The sequence below is a fragment of the Segatella maculosa DSM 19339 = JCM 15638 genome, from assembly GCF_000382385.1.
In the GTDB taxonomy this organism is placed as follows: Bacteria; Bacteroidota; Bacteroidia; order Bacteroidales; family Bacteroidaceae; genus Prevotella; species Prevotella maculosa.
Genome location: NZ_KB908321.1, coordinates 49,604 through 70,301, shown reverse-complemented (window position 1 = coordinate 70,301; position 20,698 = coordinate 49,604). Strand labels below are relative to the sequence as shown.

At 49.2% G+C, this 20,698-nt stretch carries 22 protein-coding genes; 10 read left to right on the top strand and 12 right to left on the bottom strand.

Translation table 11 applies throughout. The features are described 5' to 3' along the window. Positions 1–379: 379 nt before the first annotated feature. The 4 genes from H164_RS0103955 to H164_RS0103940 are packed head-to-tail and all read right to left on the bottom strand — an operon-like array spanning position 380 to position 3,897. A complete protein-coding gene (locus tag H164_RS0103955; protein ID WP_025830332.1) occupies positions 380–2,347 on the bottom strand; it encodes a tetratricopeptide repeat protein in 1,968 nt (655 codons plus the stop codon). A 10-nt stretch (positions 2,348–2,357) separates the two neighbouring features. Beyond that, on the bottom strand, positions 2,358–2,921 hold the full coding sequence (gene def, locus H164_RS0103950) for a peptide deformylase (RefSeq protein WP_026356227.1): 564 nt from the start codon (positions 2,919–2,921) through the stop codon (positions 2,358–2,360). 15 nt (positions 2,922–2,936) lie between these two features. Next, on the bottom strand, positions 2,937–3,365 hold the full coding sequence (gene ruvX, locus H164_RS0103945; protein WP_019967415.1) for a Holliday junction resolvase RuvX: 429 nt from the start codon (positions 3,363–3,365) through the stop codon (positions 2,937–2,939). A 43-nt stretch (positions 3,366–3,408) separates the two neighbouring features. Next, positions 3,409–3,897 carry an SPOR domain-containing protein gene (locus H164_RS0103940; RefSeq protein ID WP_019967414.1) on the bottom strand — a complete coding sequence of 163 codons (489 nt, stop codon included), beginning with the start codon at positions 3,895–3,897 and terminating at the stop codon, positions 3,409–3,411. Between the two features lie 239 nt (positions 3,898–4,136). On the opposite strand from H164_RS0103940, the gene H164_RS0103935 reads away from it, so the two are divergent. The 3 genes from H164_RS0103935 to H164_RS0103925 are packed head-to-tail and all read left to right on the top strand — an operon-like array spanning position 4,137 to position 4,962. Continuing rightward, a complete protein-coding gene (locus H164_RS0103935; RefSeq protein WP_008565094.1) occupies positions 4,137–4,358 on the top strand; it encodes a YtxH domain-containing protein in 222 nt (73 codons plus the stop codon). A 4-nt stretch (positions 4,359–4,362) separates the two neighbouring features. Next, positions 4,363–4,713: a phage holin family protein gene (locus tag H164_RS0103930; protein ID WP_008565093.1), complete on the top strand. Its 351-nt coding sequence runs from the start codon at positions 4,363–4,365 to the stop codon at positions 4,711–4,713. 3 nt (positions 4,714–4,716) lie between these two features. After that, positions 4,717–4,962, top strand: a complete 246-nt coding sequence (locus tag H164_RS0103925; protein ID WP_019967413.1) for a hypothetical protein — start codon at positions 4,717–4,719, stop codon at positions 4,960–4,962. Here H164_RS0103925 and H164_RS0103920 read toward each other — a convergent pair. The 3 genes from H164_RS0103920 to H164_RS0103910 are packed head-to-tail and all read right to left on the bottom strand — an operon-like array spanning position 4,952 to position 7,605. Then, positions 4,952–5,719 (bottom strand): MBL fold metallo-hydrolase, encoded by a 768-nt coding sequence (locus H164_RS0103920; protein WP_019967412.1) that lies wholly within the window; start codon positions 5,717–5,719, stop codon positions 4,952–4,954. The two genes, H164_RS0103925 and H164_RS0103920, sit on opposite strands and share 11 nt — an antisense overlap. Continuing rightward, positions 5,716–6,732, bottom strand: coding sequence for a UDP-N-acetylmuramate dehydrogenase (gene murB / locus H164_RS0103915; RefSeq protein WP_019967411.1), 1,017 nt, complete (start codon positions 6,730–6,732; stop codon positions 5,716–5,718). Before murB ends, H164_RS0103920 begins: the two co-directional genes overlap by 4 nt. Positions 6,733–6,750: 18 nt before the next feature. Continuing rightward, positions 6,751–7,605, bottom strand: coding sequence for a DUF4348 domain-containing protein (locus tag H164_RS0103910; protein ID WP_019967410.1), 855 nt, complete (start codon positions 7,603–7,605; stop codon positions 6,751–6,753). Between the two features lie 176 nt (positions 7,606–7,781). Between H164_RS0103910 and pheS the strand changes: the two genes are divergently transcribed. Continuing rightward, entirely contained in the window at positions 7,782–8,822 is a 1,041-nt protein-coding gene (gene pheS / locus H164_RS0103905) for a phenylalanine--tRNA ligase subunit alpha (RefSeq protein ID WP_019967409.1), read from the top strand. Positions 8,823–9,361: 539 nt separating this feature from the next. Here the strand turns inward: pheS and H164_RS0103900 are convergent. The 3 genes from H164_RS0103900 to H164_RS0103890 form a co-directional block, all read right to left on the bottom strand. Then, complete coding sequence (locus H164_RS0103900; protein ID WP_026356226.1) at positions 9,362–11,086, bottom strand: ABC transporter ATP-binding protein; 1,725 nt, start codon at positions 11,084–11,086, stop codon at positions 9,362–9,364. Between the two features lie 21 nt (positions 11,087–11,107). Next, positions 11,108–12,862, bottom strand: a complete 1,755-nt coding sequence (locus H164_RS0103895) for an ABC transporter ATP-binding protein (RefSeq protein WP_025830331.1) — start codon at positions 12,860–12,862, stop codon at positions 11,108–11,110. A gap of 113 nt (positions 12,863–12,975) precedes the next feature. Further along, positions 12,976–13,674: an RNA polymerase sigma-70 factor gene (locus tag H164_RS0103890; protein ID WP_019967406.1), complete on the bottom strand. Its 699-nt coding sequence runs from the start codon at positions 13,672–13,674 to the stop codon at positions 12,976–12,978. A 339-nt stretch (positions 13,675–14,013) separates the two neighbouring features. Between H164_RS0103890 and H164_RS15065 the strand changes: the two genes are divergently transcribed. The 4 genes from H164_RS15065 (at position 14,014) to H164_RS0103875 (ending at position 16,871) form a co-directional block, all read left to right on the top strand. Next, entirely contained in the window at positions 14,014–14,484 is a 471-nt protein-coding gene (locus tag H164_RS15065) for a DUF5977 domain-containing protein (protein ID WP_081622255.1), read from the top strand. A gap of 10 nt (positions 14,485–14,494) precedes the next feature. Next, the gene (locus H164_RS0103885) at positions 14,495–14,716 is read left to right on the top strand and encodes a hypothetical protein (protein WP_025830442.1); all 222 of its coding nucleotides are present in this window, start codon (positions 14,495–14,497) and stop codon (positions 14,714–14,716) included. A 12-nt stretch (positions 14,717–14,728) separates the two neighbouring features. After that, positions 14,729–16,168 (top strand): hypothetical protein, encoded by a 1,440-nt coding sequence (locus H164_RS0103880; RefSeq protein ID WP_019967404.1) that lies wholly within the window; start codon positions 14,729–14,731, stop codon positions 16,166–16,168. Between the two features lie 253 nt (positions 16,169–16,421). Then, positions 16,422–16,871, top strand: a complete 450-nt coding sequence (locus H164_RS0103875) for an HU family DNA-binding protein (RefSeq protein WP_019967403.1) — start codon at positions 16,422–16,424, stop codon at positions 16,869–16,871. A 426-nt stretch (positions 16,872–17,297) separates the two neighbouring features. Here the strand turns inward: H164_RS0103875 and H164_RS0103870 are convergent, their stop codons facing one another. Both H164_RS0103870 and H164_RS0103865 read right to left on the bottom strand, forming a co-directional pair. Further along, entirely contained in the window at positions 17,298–17,768 is a 471-nt protein-coding gene (locus tag H164_RS0103870) for a MaoC family dehydratase (protein ID WP_019967402.1), read from the bottom strand. A gap of 12 nt (positions 17,769–17,780) precedes the next feature. Continuing rightward, positions 17,781–19,529 (bottom strand): phospho-sugar mutase, encoded by a 1,749-nt coding sequence (locus H164_RS0103865; RefSeq protein WP_025830419.1) that lies wholly within the window; start codon positions 19,527–19,529, stop codon positions 17,781–17,783. Between the two features lie 106 nt (positions 19,530–19,635). Here H164_RS0103865 and H164_RS15060 point away from each other — a divergent pair, with 106 nt between their 5' ends. Both H164_RS15060 and rlmH read left to right on the top strand, forming a co-directional pair. Next, positions 19,636–19,917, top strand: a complete 282-nt coding sequence (locus tag H164_RS15060) for a DUF4491 family protein (protein ID WP_081622254.1) — start codon at positions 19,636–19,638, stop codon at positions 19,915–19,917. Position 19,918: 1 nt separating this feature from the next. Then, positions 19,919–20,389, top strand: coding sequence for a 23S rRNA (pseudouridine(1915)-N(3))-methyltransferase RlmH (gene rlmH / locus H164_RS0103855; protein WP_008565067.1), 471 nt, complete (start codon positions 19,919–19,921; stop codon positions 20,387–20,389). The last annotated feature ends 309 nt before the right edge of the window (positions 20,390–20,698 follow it).

Genomic DNA, 20,698 nt, shown 5'->3' with positions numbered 1-20,698 from the left:
ATCCTTTCCTATATATAGTATCTATCCTTCCATATACATACTATCTATACCAAAGGACCTTAAGTATAAGTCCTCGACATCTTTAAATATAACTCCCAAAGGACCCTAAGTATAAGTCCTCGACATCTTTAAGTATAACTCCTTAAGGACTTTAAGTATAAGTCCTCGACACCTTTAAGTATAAGTCCTCAGAGGCTTTAAGTACACCCCTTCTCCTACATAAAGAACGGGCCTTGCGGATAACTATCCGCAAGGCCCGTCCTTTTTTAATTTATAATTCATAATTATGATTTGCCCGCAAGCTCGGACTCCCTCCCTTGGGGAGGGCTGGGGTGGGTGTTTCCCCCCTCCCTTGGGGAGGCCGGGGGCTTTTAGGACCTCACTTTTCTACCTGCTTTATCACTCCATAGGCATCGTAGAGGCCAAGTTCACCTGCTTTGCCAAGGTCTTTGAGCCCTTCGATCTGTTGCTGTAGGGCTATCTTGACGAGGCCACGGTTGTAATAGGCCTCGGCGATACGACTATCGAGCTTTAGGGCCTTGTCGTAGTAGACCATCGCACGGGCATAATCTTTCTGCAAGGCATAGGCATTGCCTAAATCGTAGTGCAGGTAGGGATTATCGGCATTGAGTGCCATCGCCTTTTTCAAATCATCGATGGCTTTCTTGATGACCAACTCGTCCGATGCTGTGGTATTTTCGTTATTGGCGGACAGGATGAGGCAGGCCGCCCGTTGCCAATAGGCCATGGAGAGGGTGGAGTCTTGCTCGATGCAGGCAGAAAGGTCGTTCAAGGCGTCCGCGTAATCGTAGGTTGCCGTATAGGCCACAGCCCGCTGCAACAACAGTGAAGGCAGTGCTTTCGGGTCGGAGAACTTATTGATGCGCTCGGAAAGACGCTCTATCAAACGGAAATATTGCTTGGCTTGCTGCTCGTTGGCCGGAACCGTACGGCAAGTGACGTAGAGCTTGTACAAGGGTGCCTGCCGTTCGTTGAACCCATCGACCTCTTTACTCGACACCTGATAATCGTTCACCCCGTTGGTGTAGGATTGATAGGACAGGAAATACATCGGCATGTAATCGGTAGACACCCGACGATTCTGGATATATCCCCGGATATTGCTTGAATACTGCGGGGTCGAAACTTCTTCGCCAAGGACGATCCAGCGGTCGTATTTCTCGATGTCGAAGTCGTTCATCTTCCTTACTTGACGCAACTTCTCCTTGCTCCAGCGTTGCTGAATGCCCAGATGCTTGTTCATCTGTGCCTTGAGCACACGGAACTCGTCGAGCTCGGCCTTGGCCGTCATGCCCAAATGGCGATAGCACTTGGCACGGTTCAACAGGCCTGCCCAAAAGTTGGGAAACTTATTGATGACGCGGGAATAATCGGCTATGGCCTCGGTATAGTTCCCCACCCTGTCAAGCAGCAGGGCACGGTTGTATAAGGCCTGAAGGTTGTTGGGTTCCAAGCGCAAGACAAAGCTGAAGTCTCTGATGGCCTTGTTGTCGTCGCCTACGGTAACACCTAACAGTCCGCGGTTGTAGTGGGCAAGGAAACTGTTGGGGTCCATTTCGATAGCCTTGTCGAAGTCGTCCATCGCCTGCCCCAAGCGGTTCAGGTTTACCCGGCACATCGCCCGATAGGTGTAGTTGTTGACCACGTTGGGCGTATAGTGTATGGCCTGACTGAAAGCCTGTTCGGCCTTGTTCCAATTATTCCTTCGCAGGCAAAGACGGCCCAATATCGACCAAGAGTTGCCATCGTAGGGATTGACTTTCAATGTCTTCTCCACCCATCGACGCGCATTCAGTGTGTCGTTGGCATTCAGATAGGTTTCTGTCATCAGGGCATAGGTGTTGGGCAAAGTGGGCCATCGCTTCAGAATGTATTGCAGGTCTTGGCGAGTCTGTTTCACGTCCTTTTGATAATAGCGCGACAAGGCCCGGTTGAACCAATATTCCTTATTGTCGGGGGACAGCGCAATGGCACGACTGTAATCTTCGGTAGCAAGGTCGTATGTCTTCAGAGACATTCGGTTATTGGCCCGTTCACGAAAGAGTTCGTGCACATAAGGATTGAGTTTTACAGCCTGATTGTAGTCCTCTTCGGCCCCCGTATAATCGCCTAAGCAATGCTTGGCTACGCCCCGATAAAACCATGCCTTGTAGAGATTGGGGCGGTTGGAAATGATGTTGTTGCAATATTGGATAACGACCACAAAGTCTTTATTGTCTAAGGCCGTCGCACTTACGTCAAGCAAACGCTGTGTGTTGTACTGTGCAAGGCCTACAGCATGCACAGTAAAAGAAAAGGTGATTAGAATTAGTAGGCGCCTCAACATTGTCGGAAACTTACTTGCACACGACTTTCGTGCGATAAGCACAGCTGACCTTTCCTTTCAACATGGCTTTCAGTTTGCCGACAATCATCTGTTTGCGGAAAGGTGGGAGGTGGTCGATGAACATCTTTCCATCCAAATGGTCGAACTCATGTTGCATGACGCGTGCTAAATAACCTTCGACCCACTCGTCATGTTCGACAAAATCTTCATCTTGATACTTCACATGGATACGTGTCGGACGCGTCACACGCTCAGAGAGTCCCGGTAACGAAAGACAACCTTCTTCCATTGTTTCCTTGGGAGAAGATTCATCAAATTCTATGATGTGTGCATTGATAAACGCTTTTCGGAAGCCTTTATACTCGGGGAGATCATCGCTCAAGACATCTAAATCAATAACGACCAACCGAATGTCCTTGCCTATTTGTGGGGCAGCCAATCCAATACCATTACTCGCCATCAATGATTCAAACATATCTGCGATAAGTTCCTTGAGATTGGGATAGTCCGGAGTTATATCCTTCGCCACTTTTCGCAAGACAGGCTGTCCATATATATATATAGGTAATATCATTCTGTTATCTTCTTCTTATTTAAGTACCGAGGTTCTGTACTGCATATAGTCTTGCAGTATGATCGTTGCAGAGATTTCGTCTACCAATCCTTTGTTCTCCCTGCGCACCTTCTTTTTGACGCCACTATCTAAAATAACCTGATGTGCCAATGACGATGTAAAGCGTTCATCAAAATAATCGATAGGTATCTCCGGCATCACCTTACGCCAACGATTGACAAATCGTTCAACTCTTGCAAGATTCTCACTCGGACTTCCATTCAATTGCAGAGGCCTCCCAATCACGATACGCTCTACTTGTTCTTTCGCGATATAATCCTTTAGATAATCAATCAATCCCGCTGTAGAAACTGTGGCCAACCCATTTGCTATAATCTTTAATGGATCGGTCACAGCCAGGCCCGTACGCTTTTTACCGTAATCTATGGCCAATATACGTGCCATATAGATATGCCTCTCGTTTCCAGAGAATATCTACTTACTTGGTCTACTTCTTAAAAAGCAACCAAGCGTCAGCATATTTTGAGCGCAAAGCGTCGCGACTTCTGACAGCATCGTTCTTGTTATCAAATGAAGTTGCCACAACACGATACATGTTACGCTCGCTGTTATAGATGATAGAGGCATCGTAACCTGCACTCTTCAGTGTATTCTGAAGTCCCTCTGCATTAGCTTTCAATGAGAACGATCCAACTACCACACCAAAACTTCTGACATTAGGACCACCTATAACCGAGAAGTTTTCTTGACGAACAACGGCATTATCCGTATTATCCATAACGGTTGTCTCGGTTACCGGTCTTTGTTCCAAGGGAGTCACAACGGGAGCAGTCGTTTGTGGTTCTTCGGCTTGCTGTGTGTTCGCTTGAGCTTGAGCTTTTTCGTAAGCTTTCTTATATGCACTTTCACTTGACTTACAACCCGTGAAAACAAAAGCAGAACAAAGACCTATACATAATACCAAAGTTTTTTTCATAATTCTCCTATTTATTGAAATTAGACTTAAATTTTATTGTTGCGAAAGTACAAAATATATCACAATAAATAGCGAAGAACGCGCATAAAGTTTGTTAAATCAAAGAAATACATAAAAAATAACAAAAAGGAAATAGATTTCATTGCATACTTACAAAACATTTATTATATTTGCCTTAATATTGGTCTGTATTGATCAATGTATTATATTATTATGTCTAACAATTAAATATTGAGCGTATGAAAACTTTAGGTTACATTGGAGCTTTTATCGGCGGAACTATAGCCGGTGCTGCTCTTGGATTGCTGATGGCCCCGGAAAAGGGAACAGACACACGTAGTAAAATCACAGATGCTGTTGATGATTTCTGCAAAAGGCATAACATCAAACTCACACGAAAGGATGTGGAAGATTTGGTCGACGACATCAAAGATGCTGCACCGGAAACAGTAACAGATTGATTGTATGTTTTCTAACGATAAGAATATCGAAACCATAGGACAACTCATTGAGGTGTCGAAACACTACATTGAGCTTCAGACCGAATCTCTGAAGCTTGATGTGTTCGAAAAGATTGTTCGATTACTAACGGCAATCACTATCTCCGCAATCTTTGTCGTCCTGCTGATGCTGGCACTCATTTATCTGAGTTTTGCTGCCGCATTTGCACTTAGTTCGAGTTTGGGTAACGTAGCAGCGTTCTGTATTGTGGGAGGTTTCTACCTATTGATGCTTATGCTTTGTATACTGTTCAGGCACCAATGGATTGAGCGGCCCTTAGTTCGTTTTTTAGCCCTTCTCTTTTTTAACAAGTAATTCATGGAAACAGTTGCTGAATATAAATCTCTTAACGATATCAAGTTGCGTAGAGAAAAATTACGCGATGATATCCTCAAAGAAGACCAAAAGATAAGGAGTCTTTGGGGCGATCTCTTTCACTCGTCAGGGAACCGTACAAAGAACACAAGCCCTTCACAGCGTATCTCAGGAATTATCAACACCGGAGCTAGTGTGCTTGATGGTATTATTTTAGGCTGGAAACTCTATCGCAAGTTCAGACCGTGATGATTTCTCCATCATACCCAAATTTGATACCTTCCGGCAACAAACGGTTTGCATCCGCATGCAAGCCTATCTCGTGTGTCATATGAATGAGAGACGTACGTTTGGCACCGATTTTTTGGGAAAAAGCGATGGCATCATCTACCAACTGATGGCTGTGATGTTCCCGTTTCCACCGCAAGGCATTAACAACCAAAACCTCTATCCCATTTAAATAGGGATATTCCGTTTCTTCCATATACTTCATATCCGTAATATAGGCCAATTTCCCTATCCTAAATCCGAGGATAGGTAGTTGACCATGCATCACCCTTACGGGTATAATATCCATATCGCCGATAGATATTGGCTTATGGGCTTCTATCTCATGCAAATTCAATCTCGGGACTCCGGGATACAATGTGCCTTCGGTTGGGAAACAATAAGGCATATTATGGCGTAAACCCTGAACGACACTTGCATCAGCATAGAGATTGATATCCCCGAATCTACAATAAGGTCGCAAGTCATCAATACCTCCTACATGGTCGTAGTGTATATGCGTCAACAACACAGCATCAATCTTTCGGAAAGGCTGTTTCAGCATCTGTGTCCTGAAATCTGGGCCACAATCAATCAACACACGTGTGGAAGCTGTTTCTATTAAAGCTGAAGACCGCAGCCGTTGGTCATGTAGGTCGGAACTTTTGCATACTTCACAATCACATCCCAACACCGGAACTCCCTGCGAAGTACCTGTCCCCAATAAAACGACTTTCATCGTATGTTCACCTCCGGATTTATTGCTATACCAAAACGTGCTTTGACATCATGCTGAACGGCATGATAAAGTGCAATAATTTCTTCTCCCGTTGCCCCTCCGAGGTTGACCAACACCAATGCTTGCTTCTCATAGACGCCGGCCTTTCCCAATGTTTTGCCTTTCCAACCACACTGTTCAATCATCCAACCTGCCGGAATTTTATATGCATTCTCGGATATACGGTAAAATGGCATCTGTGGGTAAACGGCCGACAGCTCCTTATATTTAGCTTCATCAACTATGGGATTCATGAAAAAACTACCGGCATTACCGATAATCTTCGGGTCGGGAAGTTTCTCTTGTCTGATTTCAATAATTACATTTCGTAATTCCTCGGCTGTCGGGTTCTTAATATGCTTTTCTGCAAGTTTGGAACAAATGTTGCCATAACTTAATTTTGGATTGAATGTGCTTGACAGTCGATAGGTAACATGGGTCATCAGAAAATGCTCTTTCCAATCATGTTTGAACTTGCTTTGACGATAACCATATTCACATTCGGTGTTCGTGAACTTCACAATCCTTCCGGTTACAATTTCGACAGCCTCCACTTCGACGATAAAGTCTTTAGCCTCAACACCGTATGCACCGATATTCTGAACCGCACTTGCTCCCACTTCGCCCGGAATCAGCGAAAGATTTTCCATTCCATAATATCCGTGCGCTACGGCATAAGCCACGACATCGTCGAAAAGCTCACCCGAGCCGCAACGCAACAACCAATATCCATCGGTGGTTGGCTGCACTTCAATACCATGAACGGCCGAATGAATCACGGTTCCCGGATAATCCCCCTTTAACAGCAGATTACTTCCTTCACCGATGATCAGCAGAGGGTCATCTTCCTCCGTCAAAGACGCAGTCAATTCCATGGCTTCATCGACAGAGGCATATTCCAAGAAACGTTTACACGACACATCAATACCGAATGTATTATGCTTCAGAAGCCTATAATCTTTCAAATCTTTCATCGCACGAAGCCTTTCCCGCTACATAGATAGTTTTGTCAATTTCCACTTTCCACCGCGACGTTTGAACGTCAACTCCGTTTCCAAGCCATTGGCAATACCGCGAATGACGAATATCTTTTGATCGCTGGTCACATATTTTTGCCCATAAATGATATTATAGATCAAGTCGCGAGGCAATTCCGGTGCAAAAGAAGACCATTGTTCAGGCAATAGCGTTCCCGATGTCGTAGCGAAATCATTATCCGGATCGGGGCCGACAAACTTCAGCGGGTCGTTCACACTCTGAATCTGGAAGGCCGAGTCTGCCGCAAACCTTTGATAAAACGCAAGAAACGAGGCATTACTATTCTGATACATGTGCTTGAAATTGATAGAAGTCAGCAACCACTCACCATTGACCCTGTTAAAAAGATACTGTTTGACGGTCTTTGTCTTGAAGTAGATTTTCTCCACAACGACATGTCCGATGGTTGTGTCCTTGACAACCTGCATCTGCTTGGCATTATCAAATATCAACGTATAAAAATCCTGTCGCATGAAGAAGTTGTCTGTCTTCCATTCGCCTTTCCGAATCGTCTTCTCAACCTTTCCATCCCGATAGATTGGCAACGGAAAATGAATGCGTTTACGTTGCAGTTTCCTGTTTGCTGCGAAGTTGAAGAAGAAATCATCAAATAGTTCATCGGCTGACTTTGGCATCGGCTGCTCCGTTATCAGTGTTTCCAACGTGTCGGCCGCAGTCGAATCCGACTGTATCGAGTCCACGGCCGCACTGTCTGAAGGCGTTGGTCTCTTGTCCGTACAACCTGTTGTCGAAATGAATGCAGTCACAAAGATGATAGAGAAAACAAGAATTATAGCAAACTTTTTCATATTCTTTTGCCGAGGTGATAATACACGCTCAAGCACATTGCAAAATTACAATTAAATTTTGATTGACCCAATAAACCTTCGGAAAAATACGAACCTACAGCAAAATTATTATTTTCACTTATTTGTTCTCGATTAAAATCCTTATCTTTGCAACCATCTAACGAAAAGATAAAAATATGCTTTTAGAAAAAATAGAAACTCTCCTGCAGGAAGTAGGCAGTCTGACGGCCAAGAATGCAGATGAAGTAGAGCAATTACGCCTCAAATATCTCAGTAAAAAAGGCGAGATAAACGCACTAATGGCCGACTTCCGCAACGTGGCTGCAGATCAAAAGAAGAATATCGGCATTAAAATCAACGAACTGAAGCAGGCTGCCACCGATAAAATCAACAGCCTCAGAGAATGCCTCACGCAAGTCGAGACCCAAACCGACGACCTTGACCTCACTCGCACAGCCTACCCCATCCCGTTAGGCGCACGTCACCCTCTGACCATCGTCAAGAACGAAATCATCGACATCTTCCAACGCATGGGGTTTGTGTTGGCCGACGGTCCGGAAATCGATGACGACAAGCACGTGTTCACCATGCTCAACTTTGCTGCCGATCACCCTGCACGCGACATGCAAGACACATTCTTCATCGAACAAAGCAATCCTGACGACGTAACAAAGAACATTCTACTGCGTTCCCACACTTCCGGCGACCAGTCGCACTTCATGGAAACCCACAAGCCGCCGTTTCGCATTCTTTGTCCGGGGCGCGTCTATCGTAACGAGGCTATCAGCGCCCGTGCCCACTGCTTCTTTCATCAGGTAGAAGGCCTGTATGTCGACAAGAACGTCAGCTTTACCGATCTGAAACAAGTACTGCTCACGTTCGCCCGCGAGATGTTCGGCCCCGAAACTAAGATACGCCTACGCCCAAGCTACTTCCCTTTCACCGAACCCAGTGCCGAAATGGACATTTCTTGCCACATCTGCGGTGGCGAAGGTTGTGGCTTCTGCAAACACACCGGCTGGGTCGAAATCCTCGGTTGCGGTATGGTAGACCCGAACGTGCTCGAAGCCTGCGGCATCGACAGTAACGAATACACAGGTTATGCCTTCGGTATGGGCGTAGAGCGAATAACCAACCTGAAATACCGTGTCAGCGACCTCCGCATGTTTTCCGAAAACGACACCCGCTTCTTGAACGAATTCGTTTCGGCACACTAAATTTACGCGAGTTCGGGATAAATCCCAATGGGGGAAAATCAAAAAAGAGCCTCGGTGCCTCCGCCGAGACTTCGAGAAACAAAAAAATACGTAGCGGGACCTCCGCCGGAAGCCAAGGGGGTAAAATACATATCAGCGGGAGCACCGACAGGGTTTAAAAAGGCAAAAGATGCATAGGAGTGCCGCACGCTGACAATTAAACGGTAAGAAAAGTATAGGAGTGTCACACTCTGACAGTAAAACGTTAAGAAAAGTATAGGAGTGCCGCACTCTGACAGTAAAACGTTAAGAAAAGTATAGGAGTACCGTACTCTGACAGTCAAACGTTAAGAAAAGTATAGGAGTACCGTACTCTAACCGCTAAACGTTAAGAAAAGTATAGGAGTGCCGCACTCTGACAGTTAAACGTTAAGAAATGTATCGATACCCCCCCCGAAAAAAAGAGGTGACGGACCTGCGGAAACAACTTTTGCTTCGTTCCGTCACCTCTTCAAGGTTCCTGCCGCTCCCGTCACGACAACGGGGGGCTGGGATGGGTGTTAGGCTTTTCCTTGTTGCAACCCCACCATGTGGGCGAACTCGCCTTTCTGCGCCATCAGTTCATCGGGCGTGCCCTGCTCGGCAACAGTACCATTTTTGAGCACCACGATGTGGTCGGCATTGCGAACGGTACGCATGCGGTGGGCAATAACGATGACGGTCTTGTCGCGCACAAGCTCGGAAATACCGGCCTGTATCTTCGTTTCGTTCTCTGCGTCAAGGCCGGCGGTGGCCTCGTCAAGAAGGATGATGGGTGCATTCTTCAAGAGTGCACGCGCGATGGAGATACGCTGACGCTCACCGCCAGAGAGTGTCTCTCCGTTTTCCCCGATGACTGTGTCGTAGCCTTGCGGCATGCGACTGATGAAATCGTCACACTGTGCCAACCGTGCTGCGCGTCGTACCTCGTCGTCGGTTGCTTCGCGCCGGCCAATGCGAATGTTATCGGCAATGGAAGCATTGAAAAGTAGCACGTCTTGGAAAACGATAGAGAAGTTCTTTAGCAATTCCTCAGGATCGACGGTCGCGATGTTGCAACCACCGAGCAGTATCTCCCCTGCATCAATATCACGGAAGCGTGCGGCAAGCTTGGCAGCAGTGCTCTTTCCACCGCCCGATGGTCCCACAAGGGCAGTCACCTCGCCTTGCCGGGCCGTAAAAGAGACGTTGTGCAACACCTGCTTGTCGCTTTCATAGGCAAAGCTAACGTTGCGAAACTCAATGTCGTATCGTTTCATCGAAGCTTCCTCGTTACCTTCTTGTGTGGGCATTGCCTCGATTTCCTTCATGCGGTTGATGCGCACGTCGAGGAACGAGAGAATGGCCAAATGAGCGAACACCTCTTGCACCGGATTGTAAACCATGGCCGAGACAAGGAGGAACACCATGTAAACGAAAAGGGAAACGTCGCCGCGCTGAAACAGGAAAGCTCCCAAGAGAATAACGGTGGGCAGGCCCAACTTCAACAGCATGGCCGAGAGATTTAGGCAGACGCCCGCCACCAATTCTCCATGAATGAGTTCGCACTCGTAGCCTTTCAGTCTGTGGTCGAAGCTTTGACAGTAGGCCTGCTCCCCACCGTAAGCACGGATTTCCTGTACGCATTCCAATCCTTCTTGTATCTGTTCGGTGACACCGCGCTTCTTAAGATAATGGCTATTGAAGACCTTATTGAGTCGGCGTTTCGACAGCAACAGCATAGCAAGCGCCATCGGTACTACCCAAAAGAGCGCGGTCGCCAATCTCCAATCGTAACAAAACAGGCTGACGGCAATGACAATCATGCTTAACACAGAGGCAAAGAGCTGTGGAACAGCATGTGAAAAAGTTTGTTCAAGTTGTGTGCAATCCTCCATTACAGTCGATGTGAGGTCGGAGAGATTACGCTCATCGAAGAAGGCCAACGGTAGCCGGCGCAACTTCTCAGCCATGTTGATGCGGCGTCGTGCGCTCTCGGTATAAACGGTGGTATAGGTACTATCATACTGCCATCGGGCCACGACAAACATCACGACGGCCAAACCGCCGGCTAATAGCAGATAAACCCACAGTGCATGGGGTTGCAGGCCGGGCTGGGCGTCAAGGTATTCCATGAGAAAGAAGAAGAGGTAAGTGGGTGGCAACATCAACGCAAGGTTGAGTAACGTGGAGAAGATGATGCCCCTCCGCAGGTCCTTCGCTCCTTTCTCAGAAAGAGCGAAACGGTTTTGAAAGTATCTGATCATAGTTGTATCTTTGATGGTTGGTTATAGTTTCCACGCTATCGCTCTTTGGTATTCGTTCCACATATTATAATAGGTGGCTTTTCGAGCCAGCAGTTCTTCGTGCGTGCCCTGTTCGACAATACTTCCACCATCAACGACGACGATGTTATCGGCGTCTACTACGGTGGTCAGTCGGTGGGCTATCATGAGGACAGTCTTACCTTGGGTAAGGTTAGCGAGAGCCATGCGTATGAGATGTTCGTTCTCGGGGTCGGCAAAGGCGGTTGCCTCGTCGAGCACCACAACGGGAGCATCTTTCAATATGGCACGGGCAAGGGCGATGCGCTGCTGTTCGCCACCCGACAGATAGGTTCCTTCGGCCCCGATGACGGTATCCAGTCCTTGTGGTAAGCGATCGATGATGTCACGACTTTGCGAGAGATCTATGGCGCGGTTCACTTCCTCAAGCGTCGCTTCCGGACTTCCATAGCGCACATTCTCCAAGAGGGAAGTCTTGAAGAGGCGCGTATTCTGAAAGACGAACGACACGCTGCGCATCAAATCGGTCTTGTCCATACAGCGTACATCGGTTCCGCCGATGGTCACACTGCCTTCCGTCACGTCGCGGAAGCGTGGGATAAGTCGTGCAATCGTGGTCTTTCCACTTCCAGAGGCACCGACGAGGGCCACCGTCTTACCTTCGGGAATAGTTAGGTTGATATGGCTCACGGCATCCTTCGCAGCTCCCTCATAGCGGAAAGAGACATCGTTCAGCCTAATGTCAAACCCTTGAGGTTTGGCCGGCACTGCAGGTTCGGGCAGCGGAGGCGTAGCGGTAAGTTTCTCCAAACGGTCTACGGCCTCATTCGCCAAGAAGAGATTCTGACTGAGATACATAGCCTTCATTATATTGGCAGCTATAACAGGTGCTATCACGACATAGAGGAAAAGGTCGGCTATGACCATTGCCGGGTGCTCGCCGTGGCTTATCAGAATAATTCCTGTGGGCACGAGGAAGAAAGCAAAGGCATTGATAGCAACGGTGTAGGCCGACATGGGTATGCGCCACAGGAGGGTATAGCGGCTGACGAGGTCGCGATAGCTGATGATACTGTCGTAGAACCTTTTGAATGAGAAGACCGTTTGTTGAAAGACTTTCACCACGGGAATGCCACGTACGTATTCCACTGCCTCTGCACTCATCTTCTCCTGTGCGTCGAGATACATTCGTTGGAAATCGTTATTCTTCGGGTTCATCATATACCCCATGATACCGAAGGCACTAACAATCGGCAACATCGAAGCAAGACCAAGCTGCCAGTCAACCGTAAACAAGAGGATAAGGACACCGAGAGGAGCGACGATACTTCCTGCTACATCGGGCAGAATGTGCGCCACAAAGGTGTGCGTTTGTCCGGAGTCTTCATCAATGACCTTCCTCATTTGGCCTGTGTTACGGGTGTCAAAGTAGCCCAGCGGCATACGCATCAGGCGTTCCATGGCACTGCGTCGCATATTGGTTTCAACACGGAAGGCGGCAAGGTGCGAGCACATGAGTGCTGCAAAGTATAGCAACACGTTGACTACGGACACTACCAACGCAGCAATGGCATAATTCCACAAAGGTGTATCGGAAAGATTGCCGTCTGCCATGAGCAACGTGCGCACTACAAGCCACAAGAAGACAAAGGGAACGAGCGACAGCAGTCCGTTGACCGCCGACAACCCGATGGAGCAAGGCAGCAGAAGTCTGCGCCCTCCCATGTAAGCTCTCATGCGTTTGAGCGTCTTTATCATATACATTTCATTAAGACTCGCTGTTTCTCCACAAGTTGAGAGAAGCAAGTAGAAGTTTACGACCCAAAAATAGCAAGAGATTGGAAAAGCGGCAATACCCTAAAATAAGTATTTTAAAGCAATTCTAAGGCAACATACAAAACATACAATAGGAGAAGCGAATAGCGCTTACCTATCTCATGACAGATAATCTGTCGGGCTTTAAGTTTCAAGCGTTCTACCGTTCGTTCTGAAACCTGAAGCCTTTTCGCGATGGCCGAGGTCTTCTCTTCCTGCAGCTGGCCCATCACGAAAGCAATTCTGTAAGCATCGGGGAGGGAGTCTACTATCTTGTTCAATTGCTCTTGCAATTCCTCGTACACAAGAAGTTCATCGGTATCTTTCGTCACAGCCGACTGCAAATTGACATATTCCACGTAGCGTTGCTGAACAGCGTCGTGTTTGAGAACGTTCAAGCATCGGTTCCTTGTAGCGGTCTGAAGGTATGCCCTGACCGAGGTTGCCGGCTCTATCTCATCACGGTGCTCCCACAATGCGACAAACACGTCTTCCACAATGTCTTTTACCGCATCAGTGTCGGGGATAAAGCGGCCGGAAAACACACACAAGGGTGCAAAGAACGCTTCGAACAGGCTGCGAAAAGCATTCCGGTCGTCGTGTGCTTTCATACGGGTGAACAGCAAGTCGAATTCCGCGTCTTTCTTGTTTCTCGTTATCGTATCGTTCAACGGTATCGGTGGGTTTGTTTCTCGTTGACAAAGGTAGCAAATAACCCGAAACCCTACAATGATTTCCTCTGGTTTCTTTTTCATTTCGTGGTTTCGAATAAGAGAACAAAGAGATTTTATCCGCTGAAAGTTTGGCAGTTTGAAAAGAAAGCCTTACCTTTGCCGCCAAGATGATATTTTCAATCAACGATAATAAGATGTGTACGGTGATGCAAAGAAACTTTGATTTCTCTGCATCTTTTAACGCTTATTATTTGGTTAATCCAAATAATTTGCTAACACACACACACACACACACACTTAGCGCACCTGGCGTTTAAACGTCTTCACGTACGCGCGCGCGAAGCGCGCGTAACCCCAATAAATAAAGGGCTTCTCGGAGTTCCCTTTGTTCGCATATTTGTGTCCCTTTACGAGCAAAAAATGAACGAAATAAGGAAGCAAAATGTAGGGACGCACGGCTCGTGCGTCCACTCACCACGGTTGACGAGTTGGCAGTTAACAGGTCATTGGAGCGGACGCACGAGCCGTGCGTCCCTACATGCATTCGCAAACAAAAAGACGCAAAAGGAAGCAAACGAAAAGACGCAAGAGCATGTAGGGACGCACGGCTCGTGCGTCCGCTCACCACGGTTGACGAGTTGGAAGTTAACGGGGTATTGGAACGGACGCACGAACCGTGCGTCCCTACATGCATTCGCAAACAAAAAGACGCAAAAGGAAGCAAACGAAAAGACGCAAGAGCGTGTAGGGACGCACGGTTCGTGCGTCCGCTCACCGCGGTTGACGAGTTGGCAGTTAACAGGCCATTGGAGCGGACGCACGAGCCGTGCGTCCCTACATGCACCATGCACGCAACGAGACAAGGAAAGCAAAACAATATTCACCCTATAAATTAGAGATTATGAACAGAAAACAATTCAAAAAGAAACGGTATGTGAGTCCTTCCATCGAGGTTATTCATAACCCATTCGAAGGTCAACCCCTATTGAACGCGTTCTCCAACAGCGGCGGGCACACTAAAGCCGGCGACGACGGAAACGACATCAATGATGCAAAGCGAGGCTACTACGATGATTTCGAAGACGAAGAGGAAGAAACTCCGCAACCGTGGGGCCTGCAGTAACAAAACGTTTCAATGACTAAAAAAGAACAGAAGATGAAAACAAACGCATTATCCCTGCTCGCACTTACAGGCGCATTGTTCCTGATGGCAGCCTGTGCAAGCGAAGAAACAAACAGCCAGCAAGAGCAAGCACAGAAGCCCGACACCAAAGGCCTCACCGCATTTACGGTAGATGGTGGCGCAACCCGAACGACAGCAGAATACGACGGCTCGGGCCTGAACTTCTATTGGACGGAGGGCGACCACCTGTGGGTGAACAACGGAACGTTGATACAAGACAACAGCAACAACATCTCTGCAATGCTCACCTATAGCCCCACGGTGCCGGGGGCTGTAAAACGGGCAGCAACGGCACGGTTCTATTTCGCGGGTACCTATACTGCTCCCTCCTATCCCGTCCGCTACACGGGCAAGGGCAGCACAGTGGGCGACAAGGTGACCATCAAGGCTCAACAATCACAGACCATACCTAACGATGCCTCGCACATCGGTGAGAGCGGCGACTGCGGAACAGGAACAGCTATCTATTCGGGAACAGGTTATAACTTCACCCTCGACCACAAGGCCTCCTACGTCACCTTTATACCTTATTCAACACAAACATGGGCACAAAATCAAAATGCTTGCGTCCTAAAGATCCGCGTGTTCACCGGCCACGCTTCCGATGCACTCGCCGGCACCTTCAACTTCGCCGACGATGGTACGCTCAGCAACCCCGCCTCCACTTCCAACAGTATTGAGTTAAGCCTCAACTACTTCCCTGTCCCCAACACATCTACTGTTACCACCAAAACTGCTACGATGGTCGTCAACCCCGGTACTTACAGCAATGTCAGTATCGAGTATACGCTCTATGATCAACAAACTCGTCTCACCGGCACCATCACCAAGACCTATCCCAGCATGACTTTTACCGCCGGTAAGAACAAAAAGGTACATACCGACTTACAGGTTAAAGAATACTCCGGCGGTTACCCCCGGCTCTGGGATGAAACTGTTGCTGCCGGTTGCCCCAACGTAAACGAAGCTTGTTGGTATGCTATGAAAGGCGACCCCCATTGGGACGCTACGACCCTTTGGACAATGAATGATCATTTGTACGTCCGCGGCATGTGGTTTAAGAAAAAGGCTAAAATCTCAGGCTTTACCAATTCTAATTATGGCGGCACCGATTACCGAACCACAGCTATGAGCAACCCCACCAACATCATTAACAACAGCACCCAGGGCAGGCCAAGCAACCCCGACGATTACTTTTTTCTCCCAGCTTGTGGTTATTACTACAACTACGGGTGGACGTTGCTCGATTTTGATCGTGGCTACTACTGGGCAAGTCCACCTGTTGTTCCGGGGTATTCAGACATCTACTATTACATGTACTTTGCCAAAGATGGCGTGTCCGTGCAATACGAATATTACGGGCATGGTATGCATCTGTGGACTGCCGAGTGAGAAAATGATTTTAAAATCGTATTCCCCAGTGAGAAGCCTCGATCTTTCCCAATAGGAAGACCAAGGTGTTCCCAATAGGAAGACAAGACCTTTCCCAATGGGAACACAAAAGGCTTCTCAATAGGAAGACAAAAGACTTCTCGGTAAGAAGGCAGAGACCTCTCAACGGAGAGGCAAAATGAAAACAAATTTCGTTAACGGGGCAAGGCCTCACGACCGAGCCCCACATTTATTCATTTAATACATTAAAAACATGATTATCTTTAAAGTTGTCGAGCGCGTGCTCGGCGTAGGCCCGAAAAAAGGGCAGAAGGCTTATTGTGCAGAACCCAAGGCTCCGAACAAGTTCTCGTCGACGTGGCTCGTGGAGCGCATCGTGCGTGAAACCTCATTGAGTGAGGGCGACGTGCGCAACGTGCTCATCACGCTGAAAAACATCATCAAGGAGGTGGTCACCCTCGGCGGTTCGCTCGACCTCGGCGACATCTTTTCCATTCGTACTACGATTCCCTCGAAGATGGAGGCTAAGGAAGTCGACGTGTGTGCCACTTCGTTGAAGCGTCCCCGTATATTGGTGCGCTGGAAGCAGTCTATCGCCGACACGCTGAAGAAAATAGAAGTGGAAGTGGATAACCCGAAGCGGAAGGAAGAAAAGAAGAAAAAGAAAAAAGAAGAAGGGGGAATTGGGCAGCACGGGAATTAAAGCCCTCAAACCCACCCCCGACCCCTCCCGAAGGGAGGGGAGCGCGAACAGCGTGCAAACTAATTTGGTGCAAGCTCGGTCTCCCCTCCTTCGGAGGGGGCGGGGGAGGTTTTCGGGGGGCGGGGGAGGTTTCTTGGGGAGGGCGCACGACTTACCTGTATTTAGTCAAAATCAAAATTCACCTTATGATTAACTCGCTTGTCTGTGTTGCCCTCCCCGTTAAAAAAAAGCCCACCCACAGAAAGCCTCCCCCCAACCCCCTCCGAAGGAGGGGGAGTCCAAGCTTGCAGGCAATGATGAAAAATGCATGATAAACAAAATAGACCTTGTGAACTAAAGTGTTCGCAAGGTCTATTTGCATTTTACTCCCCTCTCCTTGGGAGAGGGGTCGGGGGAGAGGCTTTTGGGGGAGGCTTCTGGGAGAGATTAAGAGTTAGTAAAATAATAAAGGAACGTGGCCTCACCCTCGAGGGCGGGCTTCTTCTCGCCTTCTATCTCAATCTTGAAACCAATCTGTGCCTTGCAGATGCCACGCAGGTTCTCGATGGCATCGAGCGCCGTCACAAGGCGCACACGACTGCCCGTGAGGACGGGCTTGCCGAAGCGCATTCGGTCCATGCCGTAGTTGACCATCATCTTGAGGTTGTTCACCTCGATGATTTGGTTCCACATGTAAGGCAGCAGGGAGAGCGTCAGGTAGCCGTGGGCAATGGTGCTCTTGTAAGGACTCTCGGCCTTGGCGCGCGCCTCGTCTACGTGTATCCACTGGTGGTCGAGCGTAGCGTCGGCGAAGTTGTTAATGCGCTCTTGGTCTACCTGCAACCACTCCGACACGCCAAGCTGACGGCCGAGATGCGATGCGAACTCTTCGTATGAATTGACAATTAACTTGCTCATGCTTTATTCTTTTTATTCTAATCCAAGACTCTTTTTGATGGCGTTCACCTTCTCCATGCCCCGGGCGTCGAGTGCGGCATACTCCGAGGCGTGCTTCATCTCGCCCTTCACTTCAAGGTAGAACTTGATTTTCGGTTCGGTGCCCGAGGGGCGCACGCTCACCTTCGTACCGTCGTCGCAGAACCACTGCAGCACGTTGCTCGTGTCGGGCATATCGAGCTTGGTCTTGCTGCCGTCTGCGTGCAGGGCCTCGAGCGACTGGTAGTCTTTCCACAGCACAACCTTACTGCCCCCGAGTTCCTTCGGCGGGTTGTTGCGGAAGTTGGTCATCATCTGCCTGATTTCATCTGCACCTGTCTTGCCCGGACGGACTACGTTCACCGTGAACTCCTTCGAGAAGCCATACTCCAAGTAGATATCCATCAGCACGTCGTAGAGCGTCTTGCCTTGGTCCTTGGCCCACGCGCAAATCTCTGCCAGCAGGCTCATGGCCGACACGGCGTCCTTGTCGCGCACGAAGTCTTGTGCAAGGAAGCCATAGCTCTCCTCGCCGCCACCGATGTATTTCTGTTTACCCTCGGAGAGGCGAATCTCGCGGGCAATCCACTTGAACCCCGTGTAGCAGTCGCGCATCTCAATGCCCGCCTTGTCGGCCACCTTCTTAATGACCTCAGTCGTCACGATGGTCTTCACGATGAAGTCGGTCGGCTTCAACAGGCCCTTTGCCTTGCGGTTGGTAATGATATAATAAAGGAAGAGCAGGCACGTTTGATTGCCGTTGATGAGCACCCACTCACCCTTGTCGTTCTTGCAAGCCATACCCACGCGGTCGGCATCGGGGTCTGAAGCCATCACGATGTCAGCGTCCAAGGCTTTGGCGTCGCGAATGGCCAGCGCCAATGCCTCGCCGTTCTCGGGGTTCGGGCTTACCACCGTGGGGAAGTCGCCGCTGCGCACCATCTGCTCTTTCACACAATGCACATTGTCGAAGCCCCACAACTTCAGGCTCTGCGGAATAGACATCATACCCGTGCCGTGGAGCGGTGTGTAGACTATCTTCAGGTCGTGCTGACGTTTGATTACCTCGGGGTCGATGCTCAACGTATGTATTTCGTTCAGGTAAGGCTCGTCGATATCCTTGCCGATGAGTTGAATGAGCGCCGGATTGCCCTTGAACTTCACGTCCTCCACCTTCACCTTGCCCACCTCGTCGATGATACCTTTGTCGTGCGGAGCCAACACCTGCGCTCCGTCTTCCCAATAAGCCTTGTAGCCGTTATACTCCTTCGGGTTGTGGCTCGCCGTTATGTTCACGCCGGCCTGACACCCCAAGTGACGAATGGCATACGAGCACTCGGGCGTGGGCCGCATATCGTCGAACAGATAGACCTTGATGCCGTTGGCCGAGAAGATGTTCGCCACGGTCTCGGCGAACTTACGACTGTTGTTTCGGCAATCGTGACACACGACCACCGCGATATCTTTCTTGCCCTCGAAGTTTTTCTTCAGATAGTTGGCAAAGCCCTGTGTAGCCATGCCCACCGTATAGACATTCATACGGTTCGAGCCCGCGCCCATGATGCCGCGCAGCCCACCTGTCCCGAACTCGAGATCCTTATAGAAACTTTCGATCAACTCCGTCTTGTCCGTCGCAGCCAGCTGTGCCTCGACCGCCCTCCGCGTCTCCTCGTCAAAGGCCGGAGCAAGCCATTGCTTAGCTTTCGCCTCGCACTGTGAAATAAGTTCTGCACTGTTTGTCATAATCATAAGTATTTAGTTGGTTTAGGGCAAAGATAAGCATTTTCGACGAAAAACCACGTCGTTTCACAACTATTTTTTGTACCTTTGCCGCCTAAAATCACTATATATGTATCTCACAGGCATCATCATCGCCCTCTCCACCTTCCTCATCATCGGCATCTTCCACCCCATCGTCGTCAAGACCGAGTACTACTTCGGCACTCGCCCATGGCCCCTCTTCCTCGCTCTCGGCATCGCCTCCATTGCCGCTTCCCTCTGCGTCGCCCACGTCGTATGGTCGTCCGTGCTCGGCGTCCTCGGCGCATCGCTCCTTTGGAGCATCGGTGAACTGTTCGAGCAAAAGAAGCGGGTAGAAAAAGGATGGTTCCCACGCAGAAAGAAACAATGACATGAAGACGCGCCTCATACTCATAGGCAAAACCACCGACAAGCACCTCCTCGCCGGCATCGACGACTATCACCGTCGCATCACACACTACATGCCGTTCGACATCACCGTCGTCCCCGAACTGAAAAACACCAAGAGCCTCAGCGAAGAACAGCAGAAGGTGAGCGAGGGCCACCTCGTCCTGCGCCTCCTCCACCCCACCGACACCCTCGTCCTCTTAGACGAGCATGGACCGCAGCACACCTCGACCGCATTCGCCCGCTGGTTGCAGCAAAAGCAGCAGACCGCCCGACGTCTCGTCTTCCTCATCGGCGGTCCCTACGGATTCTCCCCCGACATCTACGCCCGCGCCAACGAACGCCTCTCCCTCTCGCCCATGACGTTCAGCCACCAGATGGTGCGCCTCATCTTCACCGAACAACTCTATCGCGCCTGCACCATCATCAAAGGCGAGCCCTACCATCACGAATAGCCTTAGCCCACAAGCCGACAAGTCAATGGGTTGACAAGTTGCTTGCCGAACGGACAGGCATATAGAACAACCTGCCCTACATACGTGAAACACACAGTCCCACATAGATGAAACACATGGTTCCACGTACGTGGAACACACAATTCCACGTAGATGAAACACACAGTTCCACGTACGTGGAATGCACAGTTCCACATAGATGAAACAGCCGTGGAACTCCTCGTCGACAGAAAGCCCGTGACCGGAGGCGTGGCGACAGCGCATAAGAAAGGCAGACAACAGACACCGCTGCGGGTGTCATGTTGTCTG

Excerpts from the sequence above, each read along its gene's own strand:
- H164_RS0103910 (WP_019967410.1), bottom strand. The coding sequence starts at position 7,605 with ATGAAAAAGTTTGCTATAATTCTTGTTTTCTCTATCATCTTTGTGACT.
- H164_RS0103940 (WP_019967414.1), bottom strand. The coding sequence starts at position 3,897 with ATGAAAAAAACTTTGGTATTATGTATAGGTCTTTGTTCTGCTTTTGTT.
- H164_RS0103875 (WP_019967403.1), top strand. The coding sequence starts at position 16,422 with ATGATTATCTTTAAAGTTGTCGAGCGCGTGCTCGGCGTAGGCCCGAAA.
- murB (WP_019967411.1), bottom strand. The coding sequence starts at position 6,732 with ATGAAAGATTTGAAAGATTATAGGCTTCTGAAGCATAATACATTCGGT.
- H164_RS0103880 (WP_019967404.1), top strand. The coding sequence starts at position 14,729 with ATGACTAAAAAAGAACAGAAGATGAAAACAAACGCATTATCCCTGCTC.
- H164_RS15060 (WP_081622254.1), top strand. The coding sequence starts at position 19,636 with ATGTATCTCACAGGCATCATCATCGCCCTCTCCACCTTCCTCATCATC.
- H164_RS0103865 (WP_025830419.1), bottom strand. The coding sequence starts at position 19,529 with ATGACAAACAGTGCAGAACTTATTTCACAGTGCGAGGCGAAAGCTAAG.
- H164_RS0103890 (WP_019967406.1), bottom strand. The coding sequence starts at position 13,674 with ATGAAAAAGAAACCAGAGGAAATCATTGTAGGGTTTCGGGTTATTTGC.
- H164_RS0103930 (WP_008565093.1), top strand. The coding sequence starts at position 4,363 with ATGTTTTCTAACGATAAGAATATCGAAACCATAGGACAACTCATTGAG.
- H164_RS15065 (WP_081622255.1), top strand. The coding sequence starts at position 14,014 with ATGAACGAAATAAGGAAGCAAAATGTAGGGACGCACGGCTCGTGCGTC.
- pheS (WP_019967409.1), top strand. The coding sequence starts at position 7,782 with ATGCTTTTAGAAAAAATAGAAACTCTCCTGCAGGAAGTAGGCAGTCTG.
- H164_RS0103955 (WP_025830332.1), bottom strand. The coding sequence starts at position 2,347 with ATGTTGAGGCGCCTACTAATTCTAATCACCTTTTCTTTTACTGTGCAT.
- ruvX (WP_019967415.1), bottom strand. The coding sequence starts at position 3,365 with ATGGCACGTATATTGGCCATAGATTACGGTAAAAAGCGTACGGGCCTG.
- H164_RS0103925 (WP_019967413.1), top strand. The coding sequence starts at position 4,717 with ATGGAAACAGTTGCTGAATATAAATCTCTTAACGATATCAAGTTGCGT.
- H164_RS0103885 (WP_025830442.1), top strand. The coding sequence starts at position 14,495 with ATGAACAGAAAACAATTCAAAAAGAAACGGTATGTGAGTCCTTCCATC.
- H164_RS0103935 (WP_008565094.1), top strand. The coding sequence starts at position 4,137 with ATGAAAACTTTAGGTTACATTGGAGCTTTTATCGGCGGAACTATAGCC.
- def (WP_026356227.1), bottom strand. The coding sequence starts at position 2,921 with ATGATATTACCTATATATATATATGGACAGCCTGTCTTGCGAAAAGTG.
- H164_RS0103920 (WP_019967412.1), bottom strand. The coding sequence starts at position 5,719 with ATGAAAGTCGTTTTATTGGGGACAGGTACTTCGCAGGGAGTTCCGGTG.
- H164_RS0103870 (WP_019967402.1), bottom strand. The coding sequence starts at position 17,768 with ATGAGCAAGTTAATTGTCAATTCATACGAAGAGTTCGCATCGCATCTC.
- H164_RS0103895 (WP_025830331.1), bottom strand. The coding sequence starts at position 12,862 with ATGATAAAGACGCTCAAACGCATGAGAGCTTACATGGGAGGGCGCAGA.
- H164_RS0103900 (WP_026356226.1), bottom strand. The coding sequence starts at position 11,086 with ATGATCAGATACTTTCAAAACCGTTTCGCTCTTTCTGAGAAAGGAGCG.
- rlmH (WP_008565067.1), top strand. The coding sequence starts at position 19,919 with ATGAAGACGCGCCTCATACTCATAGGCAAAACCACCGACAAGCACCTC.